Raw genomic sequence first — 25810 nt, 5'->3', positions numbered from 1 at the left:
CGACGGTGTGGATCAGGTGCGGGCGATCTCGCGCATCTCGAAGGCCTCCACGACATCGCCTTCCTTGATGTCCTGGAAGTTCTTGACCACCAGACCGCACTCGAAGCCCTCGCGGACCTCGGAGGCGTCGTCCTTCTCGCGCTTGAGCGAGCCCAGGTCGAGGTTGTCGGCGATCACCTTGCTGTCGCGCAGGATGCGGACCTTGGCGTTGCGGCGGATGACACCCGAGGTGACCATGCAGCCCGCGATGTTGCCGAGCTTCGACGAGCGGAAGATCGCACGGATCTCCGCCTGGCCCAGGGTCGACTCCTCGTAGACCGGCTTGAGCATGCCCTTGAGCGCTGCCTCGATCTCCTCGATGGCGTTGTAGATGACCGAGTAGTACCGGATCTCCACGCCTTCCTTGTCCGCCATCTGGCCTGCCTTGCCCTGGGGCCGGACGTTGAAGCCGATGATGATGGCGTCGGACGCGGCCGCGAGGTCGACGTTGGTCTCGGTGATCGCACCGACACCGCGGTCGATGACCCGCAGGCTGACCTCGTCGCCGACGTCGATCTGCGCGAGGGCGTCCTCGAGAGCCTCGACCGAGCCGGACACGTCGCCCTTGAGGATGAGGTTGAGCTCCTGGCTCTCGCCCTTCTCCATGGAGGCCATGAAGTCCTCGAGGGTGCGGCGGACGCGACGCTTGGCCTGCATGGCGGCACGCTCGCGCGCCTCACGCTTCTCGGCGATCTGTCGGGCCATCCGGTCGTCCTCGACCACGATGAAGTTCTGGCCTGCGCCAGGCACCGCGGTGAGACCGAGGACCATCGCGGGACGCGACGGGTCGGCGACCTCGATGTTGTCACCGTGCTCGTCGAGCATGGCGCGCACGCGGCCGTAGCCGGCGCCCGCCACGATCGAGTCTCCGACCCGGAGTGTTCCGCGCTGGACGAGGACGGTCGCGACCGGGCCGCGGCCACGGTCGAGGTGCGCCTCGACGACCAGACCCTGGGCGTCCTGGTTGGGGTTGGCCCGCAGGTCCAGGGACGCGTCGGCGGTCAGGACGACAGCCTCGAGCAGCTTGTCGAGGTTGAGCTCCGACTTGGCCGAGACGTCGACGAACATCGAGTCGCCGCCGTACTCCTCGGGGATCAGGCCGTACTCGGTCAGCTGGCCGCGGACCTTCGTCGGGTCGGCGTCGGGCTTGTCGATCTTGTTGACCGCCACCACGATCGGGACGCCGGCGGCGCGGGCGTGGTTGAGCGCCTCCACCGTCTGCGGCATGACGCCGTCGTCGGCCGCCACCACGAGGATCGCGATGTCGGTCGCCTGGGCACCACGGGCACGCATGGCGGTGAACGCCTCGTGACCGGGGGTGTCGATCAGGGTGATCCGGCGCTCGTTGCCGTCGACCTCGGTGGAGACCTGGTAGGCACCGATGTGCTGCGTGATGCCACCGGCCTCCTTGCCGGCCACGTTGGCGTTGCGGAGCGCGTCGAGGAGCTTGGTCTTTCCGTGGTCGACGTGACCCATGACCGTGACGACCGGCGGACGGATGACGAGATCGCTCTCGTCGCCCTCGTCGGTGCCGAACTCCAGGTCGAAGGACTCGAGCAGCTCGCGGTCCTCGTCCTCGGGCGAGACGACCTCGACGGTGTAGTTGAGCTCCTCGCCGAGCAGCTCGAGCGTCGCGTCGTTGACCGACTCGGTCGCGGTGACCATCTCACCGAGGTGGAAGAGCATCTGCACGAGCTGTGCCGCGTCGACGCCCACCTTGTCGGCGAAGTCGGTCAGCGAGGCACCACGGGCGAGACGCACGGTCTCGCCGTTGCCCTTGCGGACACGCATGCCGCCCAGGGTCGGAGCCTCCATGGCCTCGAACTCCTGGCGACGTGCCCGCTTCGACTTGCGACCACGGCGCGACGGGCCACCGGGGCGACCGAAGGCACCCTGGGTCTGGCCACGCTGGCCGGGACGGTTGCCGCCACCGGGACGACCGCCGCCACTGGGGCCGAAACCACCGGGACGACCGCCGGGAGCACCCGCACCAGCGGGGGCGCCACGGCCCGGAGCACCACCGGGGCCACCGCGACCGGGGGCACCGGGGGGGCCACCGCGACCGGGAGCCCCACCGGGGCCACCGCGACCGGGACCGCCGGGGCCACCGCGACCGGGGCCACCGAAGGTGGAGGGAGACTTGGGCATCATCGCCGGGTTGGGGCGCGGCATACCGGGACGAGCCGGGGCACCACCGTCGCGCGCGGCGGCGGGACGGGGCGGACGGGCGTCGCGGGTGTCGCGGCTGTCCCCGGGCACCTCGTCGGCGGCCGGGTCCGTCTTCGGCGGGGCCGGGCGCCGGCCCATGCCCTGGCTGGACGAGAACGGGTTGTTGCCCGGACGCGGCGTACCGCTGGGCTTGCCGACGGGACGCGGCGTCGGGGACGGCGCCTTCGGGCGTGCGGGAGCGGCCGCGTCGGCGGACGCGGCGGCAGGGGCCTCGGGCTCGGCGGGGGCGGCGGGCTCGGCGGGAGCCGCAGGTGCCTCCTCGACGACCGGGGCAGGCGTGGGCTCGGGGGCCGGCTCGGGAGCGGTCTCCTCGGGCGCAGCGGCCTTCTTGGCCGGGCCGGGCTTGCGCGGGGGCGGCTTGGGGGCTGCCTTCTCCTCGGCGGGAGCGGCAGGGGCGGCGGCCTTGAGCGACTCGCCTACCTCCTTGCGGAAACGCATCTCCGCGGGGAGCTCGACAGTGGAGCTCGCCGACTTGACGAACTCACCCATCTCCTTGAACTTCTCGAGAACGAACTTGCTCTCGACGCCGAACTCTTTCGCGAGTTCGTGTACTCGGGTCTTAGCCACGTTTCTCCTTCTGGCCTCGACCCGCGTCATGCGGTGCTGCGAGACCTTTAGTGGTGTTGCAAACTCATCGGGAGTTACTCATCGAGTGCTCATGAGCTGCTGCTCCAGTTTCTGGTCGGTTTCGTCACTGTGGGTCTGCGCGTGAGGCGAAGAAGTCCCCCACCGGCGTGGTGGACAGCGCTCCATCGTGCCTCAAGGCACGGGTGAACGCTCTCCGCCGTACGGCGAGGTCGTAACACTCGGCAGTGGGGTGCAGGTGCGCGCCCCGGCCGGGTGCGGTGGCGTCCGGATCGGGTACGACGGCCGGCTGGCCGTGCGCGTCCGAGCCGACAGTCACCCGCAACAGCTCACGCTTGGCGGCCCGCTGGCGGCACCCCACGCACGTGCGAACAGGATCTGTCGACATGAGGGGAGTGCTTCGGTGGACCACCGCAGACGAGTCTAGCCAACTCCGCTCACATCACCGAACCGGGCGTGCCCGGCGGGCACAATCGAGCCATGTCGTCGTTGCAGTGCGCCACCACGCTCGTCCTCGCCCGGCACGGCGAGGCGGAGTACGAGTCCAGCACCTGGGAGGTCGAGGGTGGCTCGCTGACGCGCGTCGGCCGTGAGCAGGCCGCCGGGCTGGCCGACCGCCTGTCCGGGCGCCGGGTCGCGCACGTGTGGACCAGCACGCTCGCCCGCGCCGTGCAGACGGCCGAGATCGCGGCAGCCCGGCTCGGCGTGGGCGTGACGACGCGCAACGACCTGGTGGAGTTCGACCTCGGCGACCTGGCCGGCAGCCCGCGCGACACCGACCCGTGCGCCGCACCGTACGGCGCGTGGCTGGCCGGCGACCTCGACCTGCGGATCCCCGGCGGCGAGTCCGGCACCGACGTGGTGGCCCGGATGCGCGGCGTGCTCGACGAGATCGTCGACGCGCACCGCGGCGAGACCGTGCTCGTGGTCAGCCACGGCGGCGCGCTGCGTCTCGCCGTACCGCTCCTCGCCCACCTCGACTCCGGCCCGCACCGCATCCACAACTGCGCCACCATCGAGATCGAGGCCGACGACGACGGCTGGGTCTGCCGGTCCTGGGACCCCGCCCCCGAAGACTGACTGCTCCTGAAGGTTGACCCGCCCGAAACTGACCAAGAATGTCGTTGACCCGCCCGAAAGTTTCAGGCGGGTCAACGCGAAATCCGGTCAGCTGTCTTCGGCAGCTTCCTCGTCGCCGTGGATGTCGATGCGCCAGCCGGTGAGGCGGGCGGCGAGGCGGGCGTTCTGGCCCTCCTTGCCGATGGCGAGGGAGAGCTGGAAGGACGGGACGACGACGCGGGCCGAGCGGGCGGCCAGGTCGACGACCTCGACGGAGCTGACCCGCGCCGGCGAGAGGGCGTTGGCGACCAGGGTGGCGGGGTCGTCGGACCAGTCGACGATGTCGATCTTCTCGCCGTGGAGCTCCGACATCACGTTGCGCACGCGCTGGCCCATGGGGCCGATGCAGGCACCCTTGGGGTTGACCCCGGGGGCCTCGGTCATGACCGCGATCTTGGTGCGGTGGCCGGCCTCGCGGGCGATCGCCTTGATCTCGACGACACCGCTGGCGATCTCGGGGACCTCGAGGGCGAAGAGCTTCTTGACCAGGTTGGGGTGGGAACGCGAGAGCGTGATCTGCGGACCGCGCATGCCCTTGCGCACGGACACCACGAGGCACTTGATCCGGGTGCCGTGCTGGTAGTCCTCGCCGGGCACGCGCTCGCCGACGGGCAGCAGCGCCTCGAGCTTGCCGAGGTCGACCATGACGTCGTCGGGGTTGCGGCCCTGCTGGATGACGCCGGAGATGATGTCGCCCTCCTTGCCGGCGAACTCACCGAACCGGATGTCGTCCTCGGCGTCGCGCAGCCGCTGGAGCATGATCTGCTTCGCGGTCGTCGCGGCGATCCGGCCGAACCCGTCGGGGGTGTCCTCGAACTCGCCGACGACGTTGCCCTCCTCGTCGACCTCGGTGGCGAGGACGGTCACGTGCCCGCTCTTGCGGTCGAGGGTGACCCGCGCCTTCTCCCGGGCGCCGGGGCTCTTGTGGTAGGCGGTGAGGAGGGCCTGCTCGATCGCCTCGACCAGTACGGAGAAGGAGATCTCCTTCTCACGCTCCAGCATCCGCAGGATGCTCATGTCGATGTCCATCAGGCGTCGTCCTCTTCTTCGAGCTCTGCTTCGGTCACGGTGGTCTTGCGGTTGAACTCGACCTGCACGAGCGCCTTCTCGACGTCGGCGTAGGCGACCTCGCGTACGACGCCGGCCACGTCGACGCTCGCGCGGTCCTCGTCGTAACCGACGATCCGGCCGGTGAAGGCGTCGTCGGCGGTCGTGACCTTGACCAGCCTGTCGACGTTGCGGCGCCAGTGGCGCGGCAGGGTCAGCGGCCGGTCGACCCCACGGGAGGTGACCTCCAGCGTGTAGGGGTGCTCGCCCATGACGTCGGAGGACTCGAGCGTGGCGTCGATGGCCTTGGTGGCCTCGGCGACGTCGTCGAGGGTGACCCCGCCGTCCTTGTCGATCGCGACGCGCAGCACGCGACGCTTGCCGGCCGGAGTGATCTCGACGGCCTCGATGTCCAGATCGAGGTTGCGCAGGGGGCTGGCGAGCTCCGCCTCGATCCGGGCCTGTGTATCGGCCTGCTTGGCGCTCATCTGCGCGACCTCCCTGTGTTGTTGTGGTGATGCATGGCCCACGATAGCGGCTCGCCGCGCCGCCGCCGGACACCGGAGATAGGGTCGCGGCGTGCCCGACCGTGCGACCGCCACCACCCGCCGTACGGCGCTCGGGGTGGCGTTGGGCGCGCTGGCCGCCGGCGTGGCGGCGTGCGACGTCGAGGACCTCGACCCACGCAGCGACCCCACCCCGGACGGCTCCCCCACCGAGCCGCCCGCCGACGCCGACACGGTGCTGGTCGAGCAGGTCGTCGCCGACCTGGTGGTGATGCTGGGCGCCCCGGCGGTCGCGACCCGCGCCCCGGACGTCCGGCGCGCGACCACGTCGTTCCGGGAGCTCCACCTCGCCCACGCGGAGGCCCTCGAGTCGCCGCAGGCGGAGGCCCCCACCCAGCCGGGACCCCGCATCGTCTCGCGGGGCGAGGCGCTCCGGTCGCTGCGCCGCCGGGAGCGGGCGCACCAGCGCCGCCTCGAGGAGGCCTGCCTGGCCGCGACCAGTGGCGCGCTGGCCCGGCTGCTCGCGTCGATGTCGGCCGCGGTCGCCCAACGGCTCGCCGTGCTGCCCGCGGAGCGCCCATGAGCGAGCTCGCCGCCCTCCAGACCACGCTGGCCGCTGAGCACGCGGCGGTCTACGTGCTCGGGGTCCTCGGCGCCCAGACGTCGCAGACGGCCGCACCGGAGCTCTTCGCCGCGGTGTCCGACACCTACGCCGCCCACCGCGCCCGACGCGACCAGCTGACCCGCACGATCACCGACCTCGGGGAGCAGCCCGTGGCGGCCGAGGTGGCCTACGAGGTGCCGGTCGACCTCAGCACGGTCGAGGCCGTGACCCGGCGCGCGCTGCGGCTGGAGCGCGACTGCGCCACGACGTACGCGTTCCTGGTGGCCAGCACGACGGGCGACCAGCGCGCCTGGGCGCTGCGGTCGCTGCAAATGACAGCGGTCCGCGAACTCGCCTTCCGGGGAGCGCCCGAGATGTTCCCCGGAAGCGACGAGCACGCGGACCGCTGAGGCCTGGGACAGAGGCCGTGAAGAGAACTACCTGAGGTGGGATAGGTATCCGCTCTCTCCGGGAAAATCATGCAACAGAGCCGAACTTCACGGAACCACCTGCGAACTACACATCCTTGCAATGCACGAACCTGCAATAGCCTCAGGCGCGGTAGGCCGCCCACATCTGGTCCATCCGGGTGCTCTGCCCGGTGGTGAACTGGTCGTAGCAGCTGTCGTAGCTGTAGTCCATGTAGTTGTGGATGGGGTCCAGGCCCGGCAGCGAGCAGGAGTCGCGGCCGGCGGGGCAGCCGTTGGTGGGGCTGCCCTGGGCGGGGGTGTCGCTCACCTCGTCGTTCGTGGCCGTGCAGCCGCCCTGGAACGTGTGGTAGAGCCCGAGCCAGTGGCCGGCCTCGTGCGTGGCTGTCTCGCCGAGGTTGTAGTTGGCGGCGCTGCCGCCGGGCAGCGAGGAGTACTGCACGCGGATGCCGTCGATGCCGGGGTTGCGGCTGTAGTCCCACGGGAAGGTGGCGATCCCGAGGTAGCTGAAGTCGACCAGCCAGATGTTGAGCGCGTCGGCGCCGCCCTGGCGGGTGGCCTTGCGGTACTTGCTGCTCGAGCCGTCGCGGTGCCAGGTGTCGTTGTAGAAGCGGTCGGTGCCGGCGAGTGTGAACGTGAAGCCGGTGTTGGCGGCCGCGGCCGACTCCCCGCCGCCGTACGTCGTGTTGAGGACCTGGATCTGCTGCGCGATCTGGGTGTCGGTGACATTGCCGGCGCCGGACTTGGAGGCCATCACGTGCACGTAGACGGGCACCGAGCCCCCGGCCGCCAGGGACGACGTGCCGCCCTGGCGCTTGAGGATCCGGTGGGTGCGGATGGCGATCTCGCGCTGCTCGGCAGCGCTGATGTCGCGGTGGTCGGCCCCCCGGCCGCCCTTGGCCGACGAGGAGACCTCCTGCTCGGCGCAGGAGGCGGCGCCGGCCGGATCCGCGGTGAGCGCCGAGGCGGGGAGGGTGGTCAGGAAGAGGGGTGCCGCCGTGAGGGTGCTCAGGGCAAGGAGCCGTAGTCCGAGAGTGCGCATGGAGGGATGGTCCGTTTCGTCCGGTGCCGCCCGACCGAGTCCGAGCGGCTTCGCCGCTGACTCTCCCGTCTGACCCCCCGCGGACGCCAGATCCTCGCGCTGCGGAAAGTTGCGGTGCACAAAGTTGCAGAAACCTGTGTCGTGCGGTCAGGCCCAGCCGCGCGTGATCGCGAGGACGTCGGCCAGGTCGTGGGCCACCGCGTCGGGCTCCCCCTCGGTGTGGCCGACCTGCTCGGGCGGGATCGCGCTGTGCGGGACGTGGATGGCCCGCAGTCCGGCGTTGTGGGCGCCCCAGATGTCGTCGAAGAGCCGGTCACCGACGTAGACGCACCGGGCGGGGTCGGTGGCGCCGACGGCGTCCAGCGCGGCCTGGAAGGCCCGGGGCGACGGCTTGGTCCACGGGATCTCGCTGGTGTAGACGTCGCCGTCGATCAGGTGGCGTACGCCGTCTCGCTCGAAGATCGCCTCGTGGAAGTCCCGCGGCCAGATCGTGTTGGACAGCACACCGACCTTGACCCCGTCGGCCCGCAGCGCCTCCCACAGCGGCGCGACCGTCGGGTCGGTGTAGGTGTGCGGCTCCCAGAAGTCGTAGTAGGCGGAGAGCAGCTCGGGGTCGTGGGACAGGCCGGCCTCGGCGAACAGGTCGGCCACCGTCGAGCTCTGCTGGCGGTCGCGCGAGCGGCCCCAGATCGTGCTGCCCGCCTGGTGCAGCCGGGCCCGCGACGCCTCGACGTCGTGGTCGACGTCGACGACCGCCTGGGCGAGCGCCAGCGACTCGGCGTGGAAGTCGATGTCGTGCCAGCGCGTGAGGGTGCCGCCCCAGTCGAAGATGACGGCGTCGATGTCGGGCATGGCGGAAACCCTAGGACGAGTCGCCGACACCCACGAAGCCCGCGATCTCGTCGGCGAGCCAGGCGGGCTCGTCAAGCGAGACGAAGGTCCGGGCGTCGCCCATCTCCACGAGCCGGGCGTCGGGGAAGGTGTCGCGGAGGCCGTGGGCCAGCCGGATCTTGAAGAACCGGTCCTTCGGGGCCCAGGCCAGCAGCACCGGCCGCTCGAAGCGGTGCAGCCGGGTGGCGACGTCGGCCAGGTCGGCGGTCCGCCAGCCGCGCAGGAACCGCGCCGTGTCACGTCGTACGGCGTCACTGGTCAGGCTGGGCGCGAGCCACCGCCGGCTCTCCTCGGACGCGATCGGGCGGCGCGTGAGCAGGCCGAAGCCGAGGGGGCCGTTGGCCACCCTCGCCCAGCGGAAGGGCTGGAGCGCGACCCAGGACAGGCGGGGATGGCGCCCGAGCCGGAAGAGCAGGTTGAACGGGAACGGCGGGAAGACGTCGAAGGCGTCGCAGTTGGTCAGCACGAGGCACCCGATCCGGGAGGCGTCCTCGTCGAGGAGGAACTGGCACACCGCTCCCCCGGTGTCGCTGCCCACCAGGACGACGTCGCGCAGGTCGAGCTCGTCGAGGAAGGACAGGATGATCCGGGCCACGTCGCGCGGTGACAGCGGCGCGTCGGGGTGCATCGGCGTGCGGTGGGACGCCAGCGGCCAGGTCGCCGCGTACGTCCGCAGGCCGCGCGCGGCCAGTCGCTCGGGCACGTCGGCCCAGAGGGTGTCGTCGACGAGGAAGCCGTGCACGAACACCACCGGGCGGCCGCCCTCCGGGCCGGCGATGCGGTAGTGGATGGTGCCTGCGGGCAGGTCGATCGTCTGCTGGGTCATCTCGGCTCCGGTAGAGTTTCCGTACACGTTGCACGTAACTTACGGACGGACTGTATGGAAAGCAAGCGCACCCAGGCGTCACGTACGGCGGCGACCCGCGCCGCCCTGGTCGCCGCGGCCCGGCCGTTGTTCGCCGAGCGGGGCTTCGCGGCCGTCGGGACCGACGAGATCGCCCGGGCTGCCGGGGTGACGCGGGGCGCGCTCTACCACCAGTTCGCGGGCAAGACCGACCTGTTCGCGGCGGTCTTCGAGACCGTGGAGGCGGAGATCGCGGCTCGTCTCGCCGCCGCGCTCGGGGACGGTGGCAGTGGCGATCCTGTGGCCACCCTCCACGACGGGATCGACGGCTGGCTCGCGGCGTGCGCCGATCCCGAGGTGCACCGGATCGTGCTGATCGAGGCACCGGCCGCGCTCGGGTGGGAGCGGTGGCGCGAGATCGGCCGCCGGTACGGCGTCGGGCTGGTCGAGGCCGTCGTCCAGGGGCTGCTGGACGCGGGCCGCCTCCCGCCACAGCCCGTCCTCCCGCTGGCCCATGTGCTGGTGGGTGCGCTCGAGGAGGCGGCTCTCTTCGCCGCACGCGCCGACGACCGGGCGCAGGCCACCGCCGACGTCCGCGCCGCGCTGGTGCGCCTCGTCGACGGCCTGGTCGTGCCGTGACCTCGGGCGGCATCGGCACGCTCGGGGAGGGACCGCTCCACGCGGCGGTCAAGCAGTGGCTCTCGCGGCCCGGTGACGCGTTCGAGGTGCCGGTCGGGCGCTGGGTGGTCGACCTGGTCCGCGCCGACGGCGAGCTGGTCGAGATCCAGACCGGAGGCTTCGCGCCGCTCGGGCCCAAGCTCGACGGTCTGCTCGACCAGCACCGGATGCGGATCGTCCACCCCGTCCCCGCCGTACGCCGGATCGTGCGGGTCGACGCCGACGGGGTGATCCTCTCCGAGCGCCGCTCCCCCAAGAAGGCCGGCGTGCTCGAGGTCTTCGACAAGCTGGTGTCGTTCCCGTCGCTGATCGGCCACCCCCACCTCGTGGTCGAGGTGCTGCTGTGCCGCGAGGACCACGTGCGGGCACCGGAGCCGACACGCAGCCGCTCGGGGCGGCGTACCCGCGACCCCGGCGTGCGTCACCTCGCCGAGGTGGTCGGGCGCCACGAGCTGCGGGAGCCGCGCGACGCGCTGGGGCTGCTGGGCGCGGACCTGCCGGCCCAGCCGTTCTCGACCGCCGAGCTCGGCCGCCTGATCGGGGCTCCCACCGGGCTGGCCCAGCGCGTCGCCTACTGCCTGCGCCTGATGGAGCTGATCGAGCCCGCCGGCCGCCGCGGCCCCACCCCCCTGCACCGCGCCACGCCTCGGTGAGCTCTGACGGGAGTACGAGCGCAGCGAGTACTCCCAATGGAAGGACAAAGTCCTTCCACAATCAGGCGCGGACGATGGCCACCAGGTGGTCGACGACGCGCTCGGCGGGGACGTCCTCGCGCTCGCCGGTACGGCGGTCGCGGACCTCGACGGTGCCGCCCTCGGCCAGGCTCTTGCCGACCACGACGATCGTCGGGACCCCGATCAGCTCGGCGTCCTTGAACTTCACTCCGGGGCTGATCTTGCCGGCGCGGTCGTCGTAGAGCACCTGGACGCCGAGGCCGTCGAGCTCGTGGGCGATCCGGTCGGCGGCCGCGAAGATGTCCGGGTCCTTGCCTGCGGCGACGATGTGAACGTCGGCGGGCGCGACGTTGCGGGGCCAGCACAGGCCGATGTCGTCGAGGGTGCCCTCGGCGATCGCGGCCACCGCCCGCGACGGCCCGATGCCGTAGGAGCCCATCGTGACCGTGACGAGCTTGCCGTTCTCGTCGAGCACCTTGAGGTCGAGGGCGTCGGCGTACAGGCGACCGAGCTGGAAGATGTGGCCCATCTCGATGCCGCGCGCGGACTCGAGGGTGCCCTCGTCGCAGTTGGGGCAGGCATCGCCGTCGCGTACGTCGGCCGCCTCGATCGTGCCGTCGGGCGTGAAGTCGCGCCCGGCGACCAGGTCGAGCACGTGGCTGCCGTCGATGTCGGCGCCGGTGACCCACCGGGTGCCCTCGACGACGCGGGGGTCGACGAGGTAGCGGATCTCGGACGCGCTCTTCTCGCCCAGCGCGCCGGGGCCGATGTAGCCCTTCACCAGCGTGGGGTGAGAGCGCAGCTCGGTCTCGTCCATGGCCTCGACCTCGATCGGCTCCAGCTGGCCCTCGAGGCGCTTCTGGTCGACCTCGCGGTCGCCCGGCAGGCCGATGGCGAGGGGCTCGCGGGTGCCGTCGGGGTGCTTGAGCATCACGAGCACGTTCTTGAGCGTGTCGGCGGCCGCCCAGGGGCGGTCGTCGCGCGGGAACGCCTGGTTGAGGTGGGCGACCAGCGTGTCGATGGTGGGGGTGCCGGGGGTGAGCTCGGCGTGCGCGGCCGGGGCGTCGTCGTAGGGCACGGGCGCGGGCGGGCGGACCTGGACCGCCTCGACGTTGGCGGCGTAGTCACAGTGGGTGCAGCGCACGTAGGTGTCTTCGCCGACGGCGGCCCGGGCGAGGAACTCCTCGGACTTGGAGCCGCCCATCGCACCGGCGGTGGCCTTGACGATGACGTACTCGAACCCGAGGCGGTCGAAGATCCGGATGTAGGCGTCGCGGTGCCGCTGGTAGCTGGCCTCCAGGCCGGCGTCGTCGATGTCGAAGGAGTAGGAGTCCTTCATGATGAACTCGCGCCCGCGCAGCAGCCCGGCGCGGGGGCGCGCCTCGTCGCGGTACTTCGTCTGGATCTGGTAGATCGAGAGCGGCAGGTCCTTGTAGGAGTTGTAGAGGTCCTTCACGACGAGGGTGAACATCTCCTCGTGCGTGGGCCCGAGCAGGTAGTCGTTGCCCTTGCGGTCCTGGAGCCGGAAGATCCCGTCGCCGTAGTCGGTCCAGCGGCCCGTGGCCTCGTAAGGCTCCTTGGGCAGCAGCGCAGGGAACGACAGCTCGTGGGCGCCGATGCCGTCCATCTCCTCGCGGATGATGGCCTCGATCTTGCGCAGTACCCGCAGGCCCAGGGGCAGCCAGGTGTAGATGCCCGGGGCGGCGCGGCGGATGTAGCCCGCGCGCACCAGCAGCCGGTGGCTCGGGACCTCGGCGTCCACGGGATCCTCACGCAGGGTCCGCAGGAACAGGCTCGACATCCGCATCATCATGCGGTCAGGCTACTTCCGGGCTCTGCGGCGCTGCGACCCAGTTCCGGTCGGGCGGTCGCGTCAGCCCTTCGTGGCGGCGTACGCCGCCTTGATCATCGGCCACTGAAGTGGCAGCCGGCCGAACGCCGCGGCCTTGAGGCCGGTGTTGTGGGTCTTCGACGCGTCGGTGGCCATCTTGACGTTGGCCGGGAAGACACCGAGGAGCAGGCCCACGCTCCCCCAGCCCGCGAGGCGCCGGGTCCTCGGCGCGAGGAGGCCGGCGGCCAGGGCGAGCTCGGCGGCGCCGCTGGCCAGGATCACCTCGCGGTGCGCCGGCACCCAGCTCGGCATGATCTGCTCGTAGAACTGCGGCTTGACCAGGTGGACGGTGCCGCTGACGGCGAAGATGCCGGCCAGGACCTTGACGCTCGGGGTGAGGGACACACCGCGACCCTACTGAGGCCTCAGAACATCACGGTCGAGAAGCGGGCCGTCTCGCGGAAGCCGACCGCCTTGTAGGCCCGGCGGGCCGGCTCGTTCCACTCGTTGACGTAGAGGGAGACGGTGGGCGCGATCTCGGCCTGCACGAAGTCGACGACCGCGGCCATGCCGGCGATGGCCAGCCCCTCGCCGCGGCGGTCGGGCGGCACCCACACGCCCTGGATCTGCGCGGCGTCGTTCGTGGCGCAGGCGACTTCCGCCTTGAACACCACGCGGCCGCCCTCGATCCGCGCGAACGACCAGCCGCGGCTGGTCAGCTGAGTCACGCGGGCGCGGTAGAGGTCGGAGCTGCCGCCGCTCTCCGGGGAGACGCCGACCTCCTCGGTGTACATCGACACGCACGCCGGGTAGAGCACCGGCATGTCCTGCCGCGTCGTACGGCGGACCCGCGGGTCGGACTCGACCAGCGGCGGGCCGTCGATCACCAGGTGGGGCTGGAGCCAGCGGATCTCGCGGGGCTTGCCCCACGTGTGGGCGACGTGGTGCCAGAAGTCCTTCACCGCGTCGTGCGGCCCGACGATGGTCGAGACGCTGCGGCTACGGGTCAGTGCCCGCTCGGCGAACGCCCGGGCGTCGTCGGTGGAGGCCTGGATCGGCACCAGGTTGGCGCCCACGTGGCAGGCCGCGACCAGCTCGCCGTTGGCGAAGCGTCCCCAGACCTCGCCGCCGAGCCAGCGCGGCTCGAGGCTGGTGGTGCGTGCGCGGTGGAGCGCGAAGACGTTGACGACGGGGTCCTGGCCGGCCAGCTCCAGGAACGCCTCCAGGTCGGCTGAGCCCAGGGGGCGTACGCCGTGGCGGGTGGTCGTCGTCACGGGGAGACTCTAAGCCGACGAGCAGCGCTGCGACGCCGAGACGCCTGGGGCGCACCTCTGCCATGCTGCGCGGATGGCTGGACAGTCGGCTGAGCGGGCCATCCGGGTCTTCGTGTCCTCGACGTTCCGCGACATGCAGGCGGAGCGCGAGGAGCTCGTCAAGCGCGTCTTCCCCCGCCTGCGCCGGCTCTGCGAGGAGCGCGGGGTCGCGTGGTCCGAGGTCGACCTGCGGTGGGGCGTCACCGACGAGCAGAAGGCCGAGGGCGCGGTCCTGCCGATCTGCCTCGCCGAGATCGACCGCAGCCGGCCCTACTTCCTCGGCCTGCTGGGCCGGCGCTACGGCTGGGTCCCCGAGGAGATCCCCACCGGGCTGGCCGAGCAGCTGCCGTGGCTGAGTGACCTACCGGGGACCTCGGTCACCGAGCTCGAGGTCCTGCACGGCGTGCTCAACGACGCCGACGCGGCAGGTCACGCGTTCTTCCACCTGCTGGCCGCCGACCCCGATCCCCGCGACGAGGAGCCACCGGAGGCCCGGCAGCGGCTGGAGGACCTCAAGGAGCGGGTACGTCGGTCCGCCCACCCGCACGCCGACTACGCCGACCCCGCCGAGCTCGGCCGCCAGGTGCTGGCCGAGCTCACGGCACTGGTCGACCGGCTCTTCCCCGCGAGCGACGCCCCCGACCCGGTGCAGCGCGAGGACGAGGCCCACCTCGCGTTCGGGCGGGCGCGCGCGCTCGGCAGCATCGAGCGGCCGGACCTGACCGCCCGCCTGCACGAGCACGCGGAGGGCATCGCTCCCCCGCTGGTCGTGCGCGCCGACGAGGGCTCGGACCTGACCCCGCAGGTCGCGACCTGGCTCGACGCCTGGGCCGCCGCCCACCCCGACGACCTCACGGTGCGCCACCACGTGAGTGCCACCTCGGACGCCGCCGACTGGCGCGCGCTGGCCGCCCGGGTGGTCGCCGCCCTGGCGCCCGACGCGCCGGCGCTGCCGGACGACGCCGCCGGCTGCCGGGCCGCCCTGTTCGCCGCGCTCGGTGGTGCCGAGCAGCGCACCCTGCTCGTGGTCGACGGCGCCGACCTGCTCACCGACACCGACGGCGCCCCCGACCTCACGTGGCTGCCGCCGGAGCTGCCGACGAACCTCCGGGTGGTCGTGACGACCGCCGGCCACCGGCCCGTCGACGAGGCGCTGCGCCGCGGCTGGCCGGTGCTCGACTTGCCGCCGCTCACCGAGGCCGAGCGCGCGGCGTACGTCGGGACGTTCCTGGCGCGGCGGTCCAAGGGGCTCGGCCCGGTCCACGTCGAGACGCTCACCCGCTCGCCACACACGGGCAACGTGCTCTACCTGCGCACCGTGCTCGACGAGCTGCGCCAGCACGGCGACCACTTCACGCTCGGCGAGGTGATCGCCGGCTACCTCGCGGCGGAGACCGTCGACGACCTGCTCGAGCTGGTGCTGGCCCGCTACGAGCACGACTTCGAGCAGGACCGTCCGGGGCTCGTCGGCGACGCCTTCCGTGCCGTGTGGTCCGCGCGGCGTGGGCTGACCGAGCCCGAGCTGCTCGACCTCCTCGGCGCCACCGATGAGGGGCCAGAGCCCCTGCCGTCCGCCGTGTGGTCGCCGCTGGTGATCGCCGCCGAGGCCGGACTGATCACCCGCTCGGGGCGGATCGGGTTCGCGACCGAGGCGCACCGCCGGGCCGTCGCCGACCGCTACCTGGCTGGGCCCGAGGAGCAGCGGCGCGCGCACGCCGACCTGGCGTCGTACTTCGCCGCGCGGCCGCTCAGTCCGCGCGTCGCGGAGGAGCTGCCGTGGCAGCAGCTCGCTGCCGGCGACCTCGACGGGCTGGTCGCCACCCTGTCGCGGCTCGACTTCCTGGACCTCGCCTACCCGCTCGCCCCCGAGGACCTGCGGCGGCTCTGGGCGCGCGCCGAGGAGTCGGGGCGCTCCACGGTCGACGCCTACCGCGCGGTCATCGAGCGGCCCGCCGAGCACGACGAGCAGGCCTGGGCGGTGGCCCGGCTGGTCACCGACGCCGGCCACCCCGCCGAGGCCCTCACGCTCCACCGCTACCTCGTCTCGGCCTACCGCACCCAGGCCGCCGACACCGAGCCCGGCGGCCGCGTGCACGCCCGGCTCCGTGCCTCGCTGCTCAACCTCGGTGCGGCCCTCCAGGCCCAGGGCGAGCTGGACGAGGCGGTCGCCACCGACCGCGAGGCCGTCGCCCTGGCCCGGCCCGCGGAGGACGAGCGCGTGCTCCAGGCCGCGCTCGGCAACCTCGGCCTGTGCCTGCGCACCCAGGGCGACCTCGACGGCGCCGTCACCGCGCTGCGCGAGTCGCTCGACCTGGCGCGGGTGCTCGATGACCCGGCCGCGGTCCAGGCCGCGCTCGGCAACCTGGCGGGCGCGCTCCGCGCGGGTGGTGAGTACGACGCCGCGCTGGCGTTGATGGAGGAGCAGGAGTCGCTCTCCCGCTCGGTCGGCGACCGCCGCGGGGTCGGCCTGGCCCTGGCCGGCAAGGCCGCCGTGGCGAGCGACCTCGGTGACCCGCTGACCGCACTGGCGGGGATCGAGGCCTGGCGTGCCGACGCCACCGAGCGCGGCGACCGCACCTCGCAGGTGGAGGCGCTGGTGACCGAGTCGACCACGCTGCGCCAGCTGGGACGGTTCCCGGAGGGGGCACAGCGCGCGGCCGAGGCGGAGTTGCTGGCCCGTCAACTCTCGGACGAGCCGTTGCTGGCGCGGGTGCTCGACGTCCAGGCCCGCCAGGCCATCGACGAGGGCCGCTGGGAGGACGCGCGCCGGGTCGCGACCGAGGCCCTGCTCATCGCCCGCGGCGCCGACGCGACGCAGCCGGCGGTGCTCGCCCTGGGCTCCCTCGGGATGGCCCAGCGCGAGCTGGGCGACCTCCCCGGCTCGCGGTCCTCGCACACCGAGGAGCTGACGCTCGCCACCCAGCTCGCCGACCGGGCCGCGGTCGCCGTCGCCCACGTCAACCTGGCCGCTGTCGACATCGTGAGCAACGACCTCCCGGCGAGCCTGGCCCACTACGCGCAGGCCGAGCCGGTCCTGCGCTCGCTCGGGCTGGCCGCGACGCTGGTACCGCTGCTCAACAACCGCTGGCAGGTGCACCAGATGCTGGGCAACGTGCCGGCGGCCATCGCCGACCTGCTCGACTGCGGCACCCAGTGTGCGACGTCCGGCGCCGACGCCCAGCGGGTGCAGGTGCTGACGAAGGCGGTCGAGCTGCTCTACCAGTCGGGCCGGCAGGCCGAGGCCGAGCCGGTGTGGGAGTCACTGGCCGAGGCGTGCACCCGCACCGGCGACGAGGCGGGTCTCCAGCGGGCGCTCGGTGAGCGGGCACTGCTCCTGATGGGCCGCGGCGAGCTCGCGACCGCCGTACCCCTGCTCGACCGGCAGGAGGAGATCTGCCGGCGCACCGGCGATCAGGTCGGGCTCGCGGCCTGTGTCGGCAACCGCGCGATCGTGCTCCAGCAGCAGGGCGACCTCGCCGGGGCGCTGGCGTGCCTCGACGAGCAGCTCGCGCTGTCGCGGGCGACCGGCAACGCGCAGGGCGTGCTGTTCGCGACCGCCAACCGCGGCGAGGTGCTCGGCAACCTGGGCCGGACCACGGAGGCGCTGACGGCCCTCCAGGAGGCGCGCGCGATGGCGACCCAGTGGGGCCTGGCGCCGGTCGTGCAGCAGCTCGACCAGATGATCGCCCGGCTCAGCTCCTGACGGCCTCGAAGCCGGCGCGCGCGAGCATCGGCTGGAGCGCCCGGACGGCCTCCAGGTTGTCGCGCCGCGCGTCGTCGCCGAGCCGTTCCCACGGCACCAGCAGCGGGTTGCGCAACGTGTCGTTGTCGCGGACGTCGCCGTGGGTCCAGCCGGCGGCCGTGCGGTCGTCGTACCAGCGCTGGTGCTCGCGCGACGCCAGCCGCTCGGTCTCCTCGTCGGTGAACGCGAGCTCGGGCGCGCCCCAGCGCCGCAGCGGCACCAGCTCGCAGCCGACGGCGGCGAGGTCGTCGATGATCCCGTCGACGCGGCGCCGGCTGAGGTCGCGCTCGTCGTCGTCGAGCGCAGCCCAGGGGCGGCGCAGCTCGCTCGCCGTGCTCGCCGGGTCGAGGCTCGCGAGGTAGTCCTCGTGCACCGCCTCGGCCAGCTGCTCGCGGACGCCGCCCTCGATCGAGGCGACTGTGCAGGTGCGGTCGAGCAGCGGGAAGACGCGTACGCCGGGGAAGGAGCGCTCCGAGCCGGAGACCGGGTCGACGAGCGTGCCGAGGCCGGCGGCGGAGCCCATCCGGACCACGATCGGGACGGCACCCCGGGGCAGCCGCTGCTGGAGGAAGACCGCGTTGGCCAGCGCCAGGGGCTCGTCGTCGACCACGATCGCGACCCAGGTCGGCGCCTGCTCCTCGAGCGCCCGGGCGAGCTGCTCCATGCCCGCACCGCTGGGGCTGCCCAGGTCGACCTCGATCAGGGTCGGGCTCGCCACCTGGGCCAGGCCGGGGTGGCGCAGCGACAGCTCCGCCCAGCGGCCGCCTGCGTGGGCGTCGACCAGGGTCAGCGGCAGCTTGGAGTGCGAGTGCTGGTGCGCCCACTGCTGCCCGAGCGCGAGCACCAGGCTGCGCCCGAAGCGGCCCAGCCCGATGACCATCGGTCGGTGGCTGTCGCCCTCGAAGGGCGGGTTCTCCGACAGCAGTGCCCGCGCGGCGCGCTCGTGCAGGCTGAAGTAGCCGATCCGGACCGCGCCGTGGGCGTCCAGGTCGGCGGTGCGCAGGACGGTCGCGAGCTCGGCGTCGCTGAGCTGGACGGCACACCGCAACGCCGTACGGCGGCCCCGGTTGCCGTCGGCCACCTGGGCCGCGGCGGTCGCGACGGCGACGTTGGTGGCGTCCTCACCGGTCGCGACGACGAGCCGGCGGGCGCGCTCGACGCGCAACCTGGCCAGGGTGGCGGGGTCGGTCGGGTCGCCGACGATCACGGCGATCCGGTCGTCGGAGCCTCGGACCGCGTCGACGTGGGCCGGGTCGGGGTCGATGCCGACGACCCGCTCCCCCGCGTCGGCCAGGCTGCGGGCCAGGCGCCGACCGACCTCGCCGAGACCCGCGACGACGGTGTGGCCGTGGGAGCGGGAGATCCGCCAGCGGTTGACCTCGGCGGCGAAGACCACCGACGCGGTCTGGAGCACCGTGCTGGCGGCCATGATCGGGACGGTGAAGCGGGCCACCTCGAGACGCCAGTTCATGGGCCCGGAGCTGCCGGAGTAGTCGAGCGTCGCGAGCTGGAGCGTCAGGTACAGCGTGTCGAGGAACGGCCTCGGCTCCCCCGCGTCGTCGGCCTGCTGGAGGAAGCCGCCGATGCCGAGCACCAGCACGACGACCCAGAGGGCGGCGAGGGCGTACCAGCGCCCGCGCGAGCTGCGCAGCAGCCTCATGGGGCGGCTCGCTCGACCGTGATCACGCGGACCGGCCGGCCCTGTCGCCGCGCCTCGGCCACCAGCTCCGCCGTACCCCCTCGCCCGCGTGCGGGCCCGCCGTCCCACAGCGCCAGCAGTACGTCGCACCCGTCGAGCACGGCGAGGCCGGCCCGTTCGTAGGCGGCCTCGCGGCTGCCGCCGTCCTGTCGTACGACGGTCACGCTGCGGGCCGCGGCGAGCAACGCGTCGAACTCGGCTGTGGTCGCCGGGAAGTCCTCGGCGTAGTCGTCGGGCGGCAGCGGCAGGTGGACGTCGAGCGACCCGCCGCGGGCGAGCACGCGCTCGGCGACGACCCGATCCGCACCCTCGGCCAGGCTGGAGACCGCGACCAGCGTGGTGTCGGCCTCGATGAGCTCGTCGAGCAGGGCGTCGACCGCCGTGGCCACGGCGCCGGGATCGGCGAGGTGGCGGTGGCCGGACACGCCGACGCGCAGCTCCATGCTGCGGAGGCTAGCGGCTCTAGCTGACCGTGACCTGCGCTTCGGCGCCGTCGACAGCCTCCATGCCCTCGGCGATGCGCATGGCCTCCTCGATCAGGGTCTCGACGATCTGCGACTCGGGGACGGTCTTGATCACCTCGCCCTTGACGAAGATCTGGCCCTTGCCGTTGCCGGACGCGACGCCGAGGTCGGCCTCGCGCGCCTCGCCGGGACCGTTGACGACGCAGCCCATGACGGCCACGCGGAGCGGGACCTCGAGGCCCTCGAGCCCGGCGGTGACCTGCTCGGCCAGCGTGTAGACGTCGACCTGGGCGCGGCCGCAGCTCGGGCAGCTGACGATCTCGAGCTTGCGCGGGCGCAGGTTGAGCGACTGGAGGATCTGGATGCCGACCTTGACCTCCTCGACCGGAGGCGCAGACAGGGAGACCCGGATGGTGTCGCCGATGCCCTTGCTGAGCAGCGCCCCGAACGCGGTCGCGGACTTGATCGTGCCCTGGAACGCGGGCCCGGCCTCGGTCACGCCGAGGTGGAGCGGCCAGTCACCCTCGGCCGCGAGCAGCTCGTAGGCGCGGACCATCACCACGGGGTCGTTGTGCTTGACCGAGATCTTGAAGTCGCGGAAGCCGTGCTCCTCGAAGAGCCCGGCCTCCCACTTGGCCGACTCGACGAGCGCCTCGGGCGTGGCCTTGCCGTACTTCTCCAGCAGCCGTGGGTCCAGCGACCCGGCGTTGACGCCGATCCGGATCGACGTACCGCGGTCCTGGGCGGCCCGCGCGATCTGCTTGACCTGGTCGTCGAACTTGCGGATGTTGCCCGGGTTGACCCGGACCGCCGCACAGCCGGCGTCGATCGCGGCGTAGACGTACTTCGGCTGGAAGTGGATGTCGGCGATGACCGGGATCTGCGAGTGCTGCGCGATCTCGGCGAGCGCGTCGGCGTCGTCCTGGCTCGGGCACGCGATCCGGACGATGTCGCAGCCGGTCGCGGTCAGCTCGGCGATCTGCTGGAGCGTGGCGTTGACGTCGGAGGTGAGCGTCGTCGTCATCGACTGCACCGACACCGGGTGGTCGCTTCCGACCCCGACCTTGCCCACCTGGATCTGGCGGGTCTTGCGGCGCGGAGCGAGCACGGGAGGCGGCGCCTCCGGCATGCCGAGGCTGATGGCGGTCATGCCTCCCAGGCTACTGGCCAGGGTGCGCGAAACCTCAGTCGCCGGATGTGACCTCGCGCGCCGCGGCTGCCGGCGGGCGGTTCTGGACCTTTCGCTGTCGTTCCGGGGGGTTGCAACTCCCCGGAACGACGGCGATTTCAGCAGATGCTGAGATCCGCCGACCCGCAACCGACGGCGCTACCCCTCCAGGTGCAGCGGTACGACGAGGTCGCCGACGATCAGGACCAGGCCCATGACCAGCATCACCGAGGCGACGACGTAGGCGACCGGGAGCAGCTTGGCGGCGTCGACGTAGCCCGGGTCGGGGCGGTGGCGCAGCCGGGCGATCCGGCGGCGTACGCCCTCCCACACGGCGCTGGCGATGTGGCCGCCGTCGAGGGGCAGCAGCGGGATGAAGTTGAACATCCCGATGAAGAAGTTGAAGCCGCCGATCAGCATCAGCAGGAAGACAGCCTTCTCGGTGACCGGGAAGGTGTCGTGGGAGACGGTCTCGCCAGCGAGACGGCCGCCACCGACGATGCTCACGGGGCTGTCGACGGCGCGCTCCTCGAGCCCGACGATCGCCTGCGCGACGTCCCAGACCTTGACCGGCAGGGTGGCGAGCGCCTTGACCGTCTCGACGGCCATCCCGCCCATCTCGCGCACGGTGTAGATCGGGCCGCCGGTCTCGGTGACGATGCGCTGCGTCGGGGTGACCCCGAGGAAGCCGACCTGGGTCAGCGTCTCGTCGGTCTGGGAGGTGGGCCGGGCCTCGACGGTGGTGCTGGTCGTCCCCGTCAGGGCGGCACCGTCGCGCTCGTAGCCGATCACCGCCTCGCCGTCCTCGTTGCCGCGGATCAGCTCACGCAGCTGGTCCCAGTCGGAGACCGGGGTGCCGTTGAACGACGTGATGACGTCACCTGGCTCGAGGCCCGCCTCGATGGCCGGCGTGCGCGGGTCGTCGGCGGTGCACTCGCGACCCTCCTCCGCGTAGGGCAGGACGCACACGGAGACGGAGTCGAGCACCGGCGGACCGGCCTCGGCCTCGACGGACTTCTGGCCGTAGGTCGCGAAGACGCCCCAGAAGATGAAGAACGCGATCAGGATGTTGACGGTCGGGCCGCCCGCCATCACGACGACCTTCTTCCACGACGGCAGCTTGTAGAACAGCCGCTCGGTGTCCTCGTCCTTGATCAGCTCCCACTCCGCGGCGCGCGCGTCGGAGATCAGCTGGGTGAACATTCCGGTGTTGGACTTACGGACCCGGGTGACGGTGTTGCCATCGGCGTCGACGGTCGTCTCGTCGGCCAGCTGGTCGGCGCCGGGGGGCAGCATCCCGACGATCTTGACGTAGCCGCCGAGCGGGATCGCCTTGACGCCGTACTCCGTCTCCCCGACCTGCTTGCTCCAGACGGTGGGGCCGAACCCGATGAAGTATTGGGTGACCTTCCCGCCGAACTTCTTCGCCGGGATCATGTGGCCGAGCTCGTGGAGCCCGATCGAGACCAGGATCGCGCCCACGAAGAGCACGACGCCGAGGACGTAGTAGAGGGCGGTCACGCGGTCTCCCCGATCAGGCTGCTGGTCACGGTGCGCGCCCAGGCGTCGGCATCGAGGATGTCGTCGACGGTGAGCGTCTCCCCCGAGAGTACGTCGTGGCGTGCAAGGACGGCGGCCACGCTCGGCACGATGTCGTTGAAAGCGAGCCGGCCGGCGCGGAACGCCTCCACGCAGACCTCGTTGGCGGCGTTGTAGACCGCCGGGGCGGTCCCGCCCTGCTCGCCGGCGTCCCGGGCTAGCGACACCGCGGGGAACGCCTGGTCGTCGAGCGGGAAGAACTCCCACGTCTCGGGGCGCGTCCAGTCGACCGAGGGCGCCGCATCGGGCACCCGGTCGGGCCACGCGAGCCCGAGCGCGATCGGGATCAGCATCGTCGGCGGGCTGGCCTGCACGAGCGTCGAGCCGTCGACGAACTCCACCATCGAGTGCACGACGCTGGTCGGGTGCACCACGACCTCGATCCGGTCGAACGGGATGCCGAACAGCAGGTGCGCCTCGATCACCTCCAGCCCCTTGTTGACCAGGGTCGCGGAGTTGATGGTGATCACCGGGCCCATGTCCCAGGTGGGGTGGGCCATCGCCTGCTCGGGCGTGACGTCGGCCAGCTCCTCGCGGGTGCGGCCGCGGAACGGTCCGCCGCTGGCGGTCAGCACCAGGCGCCGCACCTCGTCGGCGGTCCCACCGCGCAGGCACTGTGCGAGCGCGCTGTGCTCGGAATCGACGGGCACGATCTGGCCGGGCTTGGCGCGCTCGAGCACGAGCGGGCCGCCCATGATCAGCGACTCCTTGTTGGCCAGCGCCAGCGTCGTCCCGGCGTCGAGCGCCGCGAGCGTCGGGCGCAGGCCGACCGCACCGGTGATGCCGTTGAGTACGACGTCAGCAGGCCGGGAGGCGGCCTCGACGGAGGCGTCCTCACCCAGTCCCGAGAAGAGGCCGGAGTACGCCGGCGCGAACTCCGCGACCTGCCGCTCGAACAGCTCGGGGTTGGACCCGCCGGCGGTCAGCCCCACGACCCGGAACCGGTCGGGGTTGGCGCGCACGAGGTCGAGGGCCTGGGTGCCGATCGACCCCGTCGAGCCGAGGATCACAACGTCTCTCACCAGACCATCCTCCCGCACTAATGTCCCTCCATGAGCATCGCGCAGGAACGCCGCCTCGTCACCGCCATCCCCGGGCCGGAGTCGCTGGCCCGGCTCGATCGCAAGAAGCAGCACGTCGCCGACGGCGTCGGCACCACGCTGCCGGTCTTCATCGTCGAGGCCGGTGGCGGTGTGCTCGTCGACGTCGACGGCAACCACCTGATCGACCTCGGCTCCGGGATCGCGGTCACCACGGTGGGCAACGCCGCGCCGGCCGTCGTACGACGGGTGCAGGAGCAGGTCGCGGCGTTCACCCACACCTGCTTCATGGTCACGCCGTACGACGGGTACGTCGACGTGTGTGCCGAGCTGGCCGAGCTCACCCCGGGCGACCACGCCAAGAAGTCGGCGCTCTTCAACTCCGGCGCCGAGGCGGTCGAGAACGCCGTCAAGATCGCCCGCGTGGCCACCGGCAGGGACGCGGTCGCGGTCTTCGACCACGCCTACCACGGGCGCACCAACCTGACGATGGCGATGACGGCGAAGAACATGCCCTACAAGAACGGGTTCGGGCCGTTCGCGGGCGAGGTCTACCGCGCGCCGATGTCCTACCCGTTCCGCGACGGCCTGTCCGGCGAGGAGGCGGCCGCGCGCGCGATCGACGTGCTCGAGAAGCAGGTCGGCGCCGCCAACCTCGCGTGCGTCGTGATCGAGCCGATCCAGGGCGAGGGCGGCTTCGTCGTACCCGCCCCGGGCTTCCTGCCCGCGCTCGCCGCCTGGTGCACGGCCAACGGCGTCGTCTACGTCGCTGACGAGATCCAGTCGGGCTTCTGCCGCACCGGCGACTGGTTCGCCAGCGACCACGAGCGCGTCGTCCCCGACCTGGTCACCACCGCCAAGGGCATCGCCGGCGGGCTCCCCCTCGCCGCGGTCACCGGCCGGGCCGAGCTGATGGACAGCGTCCACGTCGGCGGCCTCGGCGGCACCTACGGCGGCAACCCGGTCGCGTGCGCCGCCGCCCTCGGGGCGCTCGAGGAGATGCGCGAGCACGACCTCGTCACCCGCGCCCGCGAGATCGGCGTCACCATGGCCGGCCGGCTCGCCGACCTCCAGGAGACGTACGCCGTGATCGGCGACGTCCGCGGCCGCGGCGCGATGATGGCGATCGAGCTGTGCGCCCCCGGCACCACCACCCCGGACGCCGCCCGCGCGGCCGCCGTGGCGGCGCACTGCCACGCCCACGGCGTCGTCGTCCTCACCTGCGGCACCTGGGGCAACGTCTTCCGCTTCCTGCCGCCGCTGTCGATCTCCGACGCGCTCCTGGCCGAGGCGTTCGACGTGGTGGCCGAGGCGTTCGCCGCCACCGCCTAGGTCACGCCCCGCCCACGCCCCACAGGGCAGCGACGTGGCGGCTGTCGGTGCCGCAGCAGCCACCGACGACCGACACCGACGGCAGGGCAGCCCGCGCGGACGCGGCTGACGAGACCAGCAGCCCGAGGTCGCCGCTGTCCAGCTCCTCCATCGCGTCGAGCTCGGCGTGGGTCATCGTCGACGCGTTGGGCCGCAGCGCGGCGACCCGCTCCTGCCAGCCGCCCCCGTCGAAGGCGGGTGCCACGTGGGTGGGGTGGGCGCAGTTGACGCCGTACCAGTCAGGCGCGGCGGCGGCGTCGACCGACCCGACGGCCTCACCCAGCGGCGTACCGTCCGGCAGCCGGCCGTCGGTCTCGACCGTGAACGAGATCGCCACCGGCACCCCGACCGAGCGCGCCGCGCGGACTACGCCGACCGCCTCGGCGACGGTCGACAGCGTCATCGCGTGCACCACGTCGACCCCGGCGGCCGCGAACGACGTGACCTGGGCCAGGTGGTAGTCGGCAGCCTGGTCGGCCTCGGTCGTCGACGCGACGTAGCCGTCACCTCGCGGACCCACGCACCCGCTGACGATCGCCCGCTCCGCGCCGGCCACGGCCGCGCGGACCAGGTCGACGGACGCCCGGTTGACCCGGTCGAGCGCGACCGCGTCGTAGCCGACCAGCGCCGCCCAGTCCGGGTTGGCCCGCCAGGTGGGCGTCTCCAGCACGACGCCGGCGCCCGCCGCCTCCGCGATCGCCACGTAGTCGTGGAAGTACGACGTCAGCAGCGCGCGCCCGGCGTGGTCGTCGACCAGCGGGAACGCCGCGAACTCGGGCAGGTCGACGCCCTTGAGGAAGATCAGGTCGGTCTCGAGGCCACCGTCGGTCACCCAGTCGTGGCCACTGAGCAGGAAGGGTGCGGGCATGGCGTCACGATAGGCCGAAATTCCGTGCG

23 protein-coding genes are annotated in these 25810 nt (G+C 72.4%); 7 read left to right on the top strand and 16 right to left on the bottom strand.

The features are described from left to right. Positions 1–12 precede the first annotated feature (12 nt). Both infB and BLR90_RS01120 read right to left on the bottom strand, forming a co-directional pair. Entirely contained in the window at positions 13–2835 is a 2823-nt protein-coding gene (gene infB, locus BLR90_RS01125; RefSeq protein WP_091021788.1) for a translation initiation factor IF-2, read from the bottom strand. 124 nt (positions 2836–2959) lie between these two features. Next, positions 2960–3241 carry a YlxR family protein gene (locus BLR90_RS01120; RefSeq protein WP_091021786.1) on the bottom strand — a complete coding sequence of 94 codons (282 nt, stop codon included), beginning with the start codon at positions 3239–3241 and terminating at the stop codon, positions 2960–2962. Positions 3242–3333: 92 nt separating this feature from the next. Here BLR90_RS01120 and BLR90_RS01115 point away from each other — a divergent pair, with 92 nt between their 5' ends. Then, on the top strand, positions 3334–3933 hold the full coding sequence (locus BLR90_RS01115; RefSeq protein ID WP_091021784.1) for a histidine phosphatase family protein: 600 nt from the start codon (positions 3334–3336) through the stop codon (positions 3931–3933). Between the two features lie 87 nt (positions 3934–4020). Here BLR90_RS01115 and nusA read toward each other — a convergent pair whose 3' ends face one another. Both nusA and rimP read right to left on the bottom strand, forming a co-directional pair. After that, the gene (nusA, locus tag BLR90_RS01110) at positions 4021–5001 is read right to left on the bottom strand and encodes a transcription termination factor NusA (RefSeq protein WP_091021782.1); all 981 of its coding nucleotides are present in this window, start codon (positions 4999–5001) and stop codon (positions 4021–4023) included. Beyond that, positions 5001–5507, bottom strand: a complete 507-nt coding sequence (gene rimP, locus BLR90_RS01105; protein ID WP_091021780.1) for a ribosome maturation factor RimP — start codon at positions 5505–5507, stop codon at positions 5001–5003. The genes nusA and rimP overlap by 1 nt, the downstream gene beginning before the upstream one ends. Before the next feature lie 91 nt (positions 5508–5598). On the opposite strand from rimP, the gene BLR90_RS20825 reads away from it, so the two are divergent. Both BLR90_RS20825 and BLR90_RS20820 read left to right on the top strand, forming a co-directional pair. Then, entirely contained in the window at positions 5599–6108 is a 510-nt protein-coding gene (locus BLR90_RS20825) for a hypothetical protein (RefSeq protein ID WP_170254223.1), read from the top strand. Next, positions 6105–6539, top strand: a complete 435-nt coding sequence (locus BLR90_RS20820) for a ferritin-like domain-containing protein (protein ID WP_170254224.1) — start codon at positions 6105–6107, stop codon at positions 6537–6539. Before BLR90_RS20825 ends, BLR90_RS20820 begins: the two co-directional genes overlap by 4 nt. A 142-nt stretch (positions 6540–6681) precedes the next feature. Here BLR90_RS20820 and BLR90_RS01095 read toward each other — a convergent pair whose 3' ends face one another. The 3 genes from BLR90_RS01095 to BLR90_RS01085 form a co-directional block, all read right to left on the bottom strand. Further along, complete coding sequence (locus BLR90_RS01095) at positions 6682–7599, bottom strand: zinc metalloprotease (RefSeq protein ID WP_091021776.1); 918 nt, start codon at positions 7597–7599, stop codon at positions 6682–6684. A 147-nt stretch (positions 7600–7746) separates the two neighbouring features. Next, positions 7747–8451 carry an HAD family hydrolase gene (locus BLR90_RS01090; protein ID WP_091021774.1) on the bottom strand — a complete coding sequence of 235 codons (705 nt, stop codon included), beginning with the start codon at positions 8449–8451 and terminating at the stop codon, positions 7747–7749. Between the two features lie 10 nt (positions 8452–8461). Next, complete coding sequence (locus tag BLR90_RS01085; protein ID WP_091021772.1) at positions 8462–9316, bottom strand: alpha/beta fold hydrolase; 855 nt, start codon at positions 9314–9316, stop codon at positions 8462–8464. A 54-nt stretch (positions 9317–9370) separates the two neighbouring features. Here BLR90_RS01085 and BLR90_RS01080 point away from each other — a divergent pair, with 54 nt between their 5' ends. Together BLR90_RS01080 and BLR90_RS01075 are read left to right on the top strand one after the other, a co-directional pair. Further along, positions 9371–9973 (top strand): TetR/AcrR family transcriptional regulator, encoded by a 603-nt coding sequence (locus tag BLR90_RS01080; protein WP_091021771.1) that lies wholly within the window; start codon positions 9371–9373, stop codon positions 9971–9973. After that, the gene (locus tag BLR90_RS01075) at positions 9970–10665 is read left to right on the top strand and encodes a DUF8091 domain-containing protein (RefSeq protein ID WP_091021769.1); all 696 of its coding nucleotides are present in this window, start codon (positions 9970–9972) and stop codon (positions 10663–10665) included. The genes BLR90_RS01080 and BLR90_RS01075 overlap by 4 nt, the downstream gene beginning before the upstream one ends. A 61-nt stretch (positions 10666–10726) precedes the next feature. On the opposite strand, the gene BLR90_RS01070 is transcribed toward BLR90_RS01075, so the two are convergent. Genes BLR90_RS01070 through BLR90_RS01060 form a run of 3 tightly spaced genes read right to left on the bottom strand, consistent with a single transcriptional unit; the run spans position 10727 to position 13791 of the window. Next, on the bottom strand, positions 10727–12499 hold the full coding sequence (locus tag BLR90_RS01070; RefSeq protein WP_091021767.1) for a proline--tRNA ligase: 1773 nt from the start codon (positions 12497–12499) through the stop codon (positions 10727–10729). Between the two features lie 60 nt (positions 12500–12559). Then, complete coding sequence (locus BLR90_RS01065) at positions 12560–12922, bottom strand: DoxX family protein (protein ID WP_091021765.1); 363 nt, start codon at positions 12920–12922, stop codon at positions 12560–12562. Between the two features lie 20 nt (positions 12923–12942). After that, positions 12943–13791 (bottom strand): GNAT family N-acetyltransferase, encoded by an 849-nt coding sequence (locus tag BLR90_RS01060; RefSeq protein ID WP_091021763.1) that lies wholly within the window; start codon positions 13789–13791, stop codon positions 12943–12945. Positions 13792–13864: 73 nt separating this feature from the next. Here BLR90_RS01060 and BLR90_RS01055 point away from each other — a divergent pair, with 73 nt between their 5' ends. Beyond that, on the top strand, positions 13865–17533 hold the full coding sequence (locus BLR90_RS01055) for a tetratricopeptide repeat protein (RefSeq protein WP_091021761.1): 3669 nt from the start codon (positions 13865–13867) through the stop codon (positions 17531–17533). Here BLR90_RS01055 and BLR90_RS01050 read toward each other — a convergent pair. From BLR90_RS01050 to BLR90_RS01030, 5 genes are all read right to left on the bottom strand, one after another. Continuing rightward, positions 17523–19232: an NAD-binding protein gene (locus BLR90_RS01050; RefSeq protein ID WP_091021760.1), complete on the bottom strand. Its 1710-nt coding sequence runs from the start codon at positions 19230–19232 to the stop codon at positions 17523–17525. The two genes, BLR90_RS01055 and BLR90_RS01050, sit on opposite strands and share 11 nt — an antisense overlap. Further along, the gene (locus tag BLR90_RS01045; RefSeq protein WP_091021758.1) at positions 19229–19714 is read right to left on the bottom strand and encodes a hypothetical protein; all 486 of its coding nucleotides are present in this window, start codon (positions 19712–19714) and stop codon (positions 19229–19231) included. Before BLR90_RS01045 ends, BLR90_RS01050 begins: the two co-directional genes overlap by 4 nt. Before the next feature lie 19 nt (positions 19715–19733). Then, positions 19734–20885, bottom strand: coding sequence for a flavodoxin-dependent (E)-4-hydroxy-3-methylbut-2-enyl-diphosphate synthase (ispG, locus tag BLR90_RS01040; RefSeq protein WP_091021756.1), 1152 nt, complete (start codon positions 20883–20885; stop codon positions 19734–19736). 177 nt (positions 20886–21062) lie between these two features. Continuing rightward, on the bottom strand, positions 21063–22424 hold the full coding sequence (locus tag BLR90_RS01035) for a M50 family metallopeptidase (protein ID WP_091021754.1): 1362 nt from the start codon (positions 22422–22424) through the stop codon (positions 21063–21065). Continuing rightward, the gene (locus BLR90_RS01030) at positions 22421–23524 is read right to left on the bottom strand and encodes a 1-deoxy-D-xylulose-5-phosphate reductoisomerase (RefSeq protein WP_218029318.1); all 1104 of its coding nucleotides are present in this window, start codon (positions 23522–23524) and stop codon (positions 22421–22423) included. Before BLR90_RS01030 ends, BLR90_RS01035 begins: the two co-directional genes overlap by 4 nt. A 30-nt stretch (positions 23525–23554) precedes the next feature. Here BLR90_RS01030 and gabT point away from each other — a divergent pair, with 30 nt between their 5' ends. Then, positions 23555–24874: a 4-aminobutyrate--2-oxoglutarate transaminase gene (gene gabT / locus BLR90_RS01025; RefSeq protein WP_091021752.1), complete on the top strand. Its 1320-nt coding sequence runs from the start codon at positions 23555–23557 to the stop codon at positions 24872–24874. A gap of 1 nt (position 24875) precedes the next feature. Here gabT and BLR90_RS01020 read toward each other — a convergent pair whose 3' ends face one another. Next, a complete protein-coding gene (locus BLR90_RS01020; RefSeq protein ID WP_091021750.1) occupies positions 24876–25781 on the bottom strand; it encodes a homocysteine S-methyltransferase family protein in 906 nt (301 codons plus the stop codon). Positions 25782–25810 lie beyond the last annotated feature (29 nt).

This window comes from Nocardioides szechwanensis (genome assembly GCF_900103935.1).
GTDB lineage: Bacteria > Actinomycetota > Actinomycetes > Propionibacteriales > Nocardioidaceae > Nocardioides > Nocardioides szechwanensis.
This window is presented reverse-complemented; position numbering and strand designations above follow the sequence as displayed.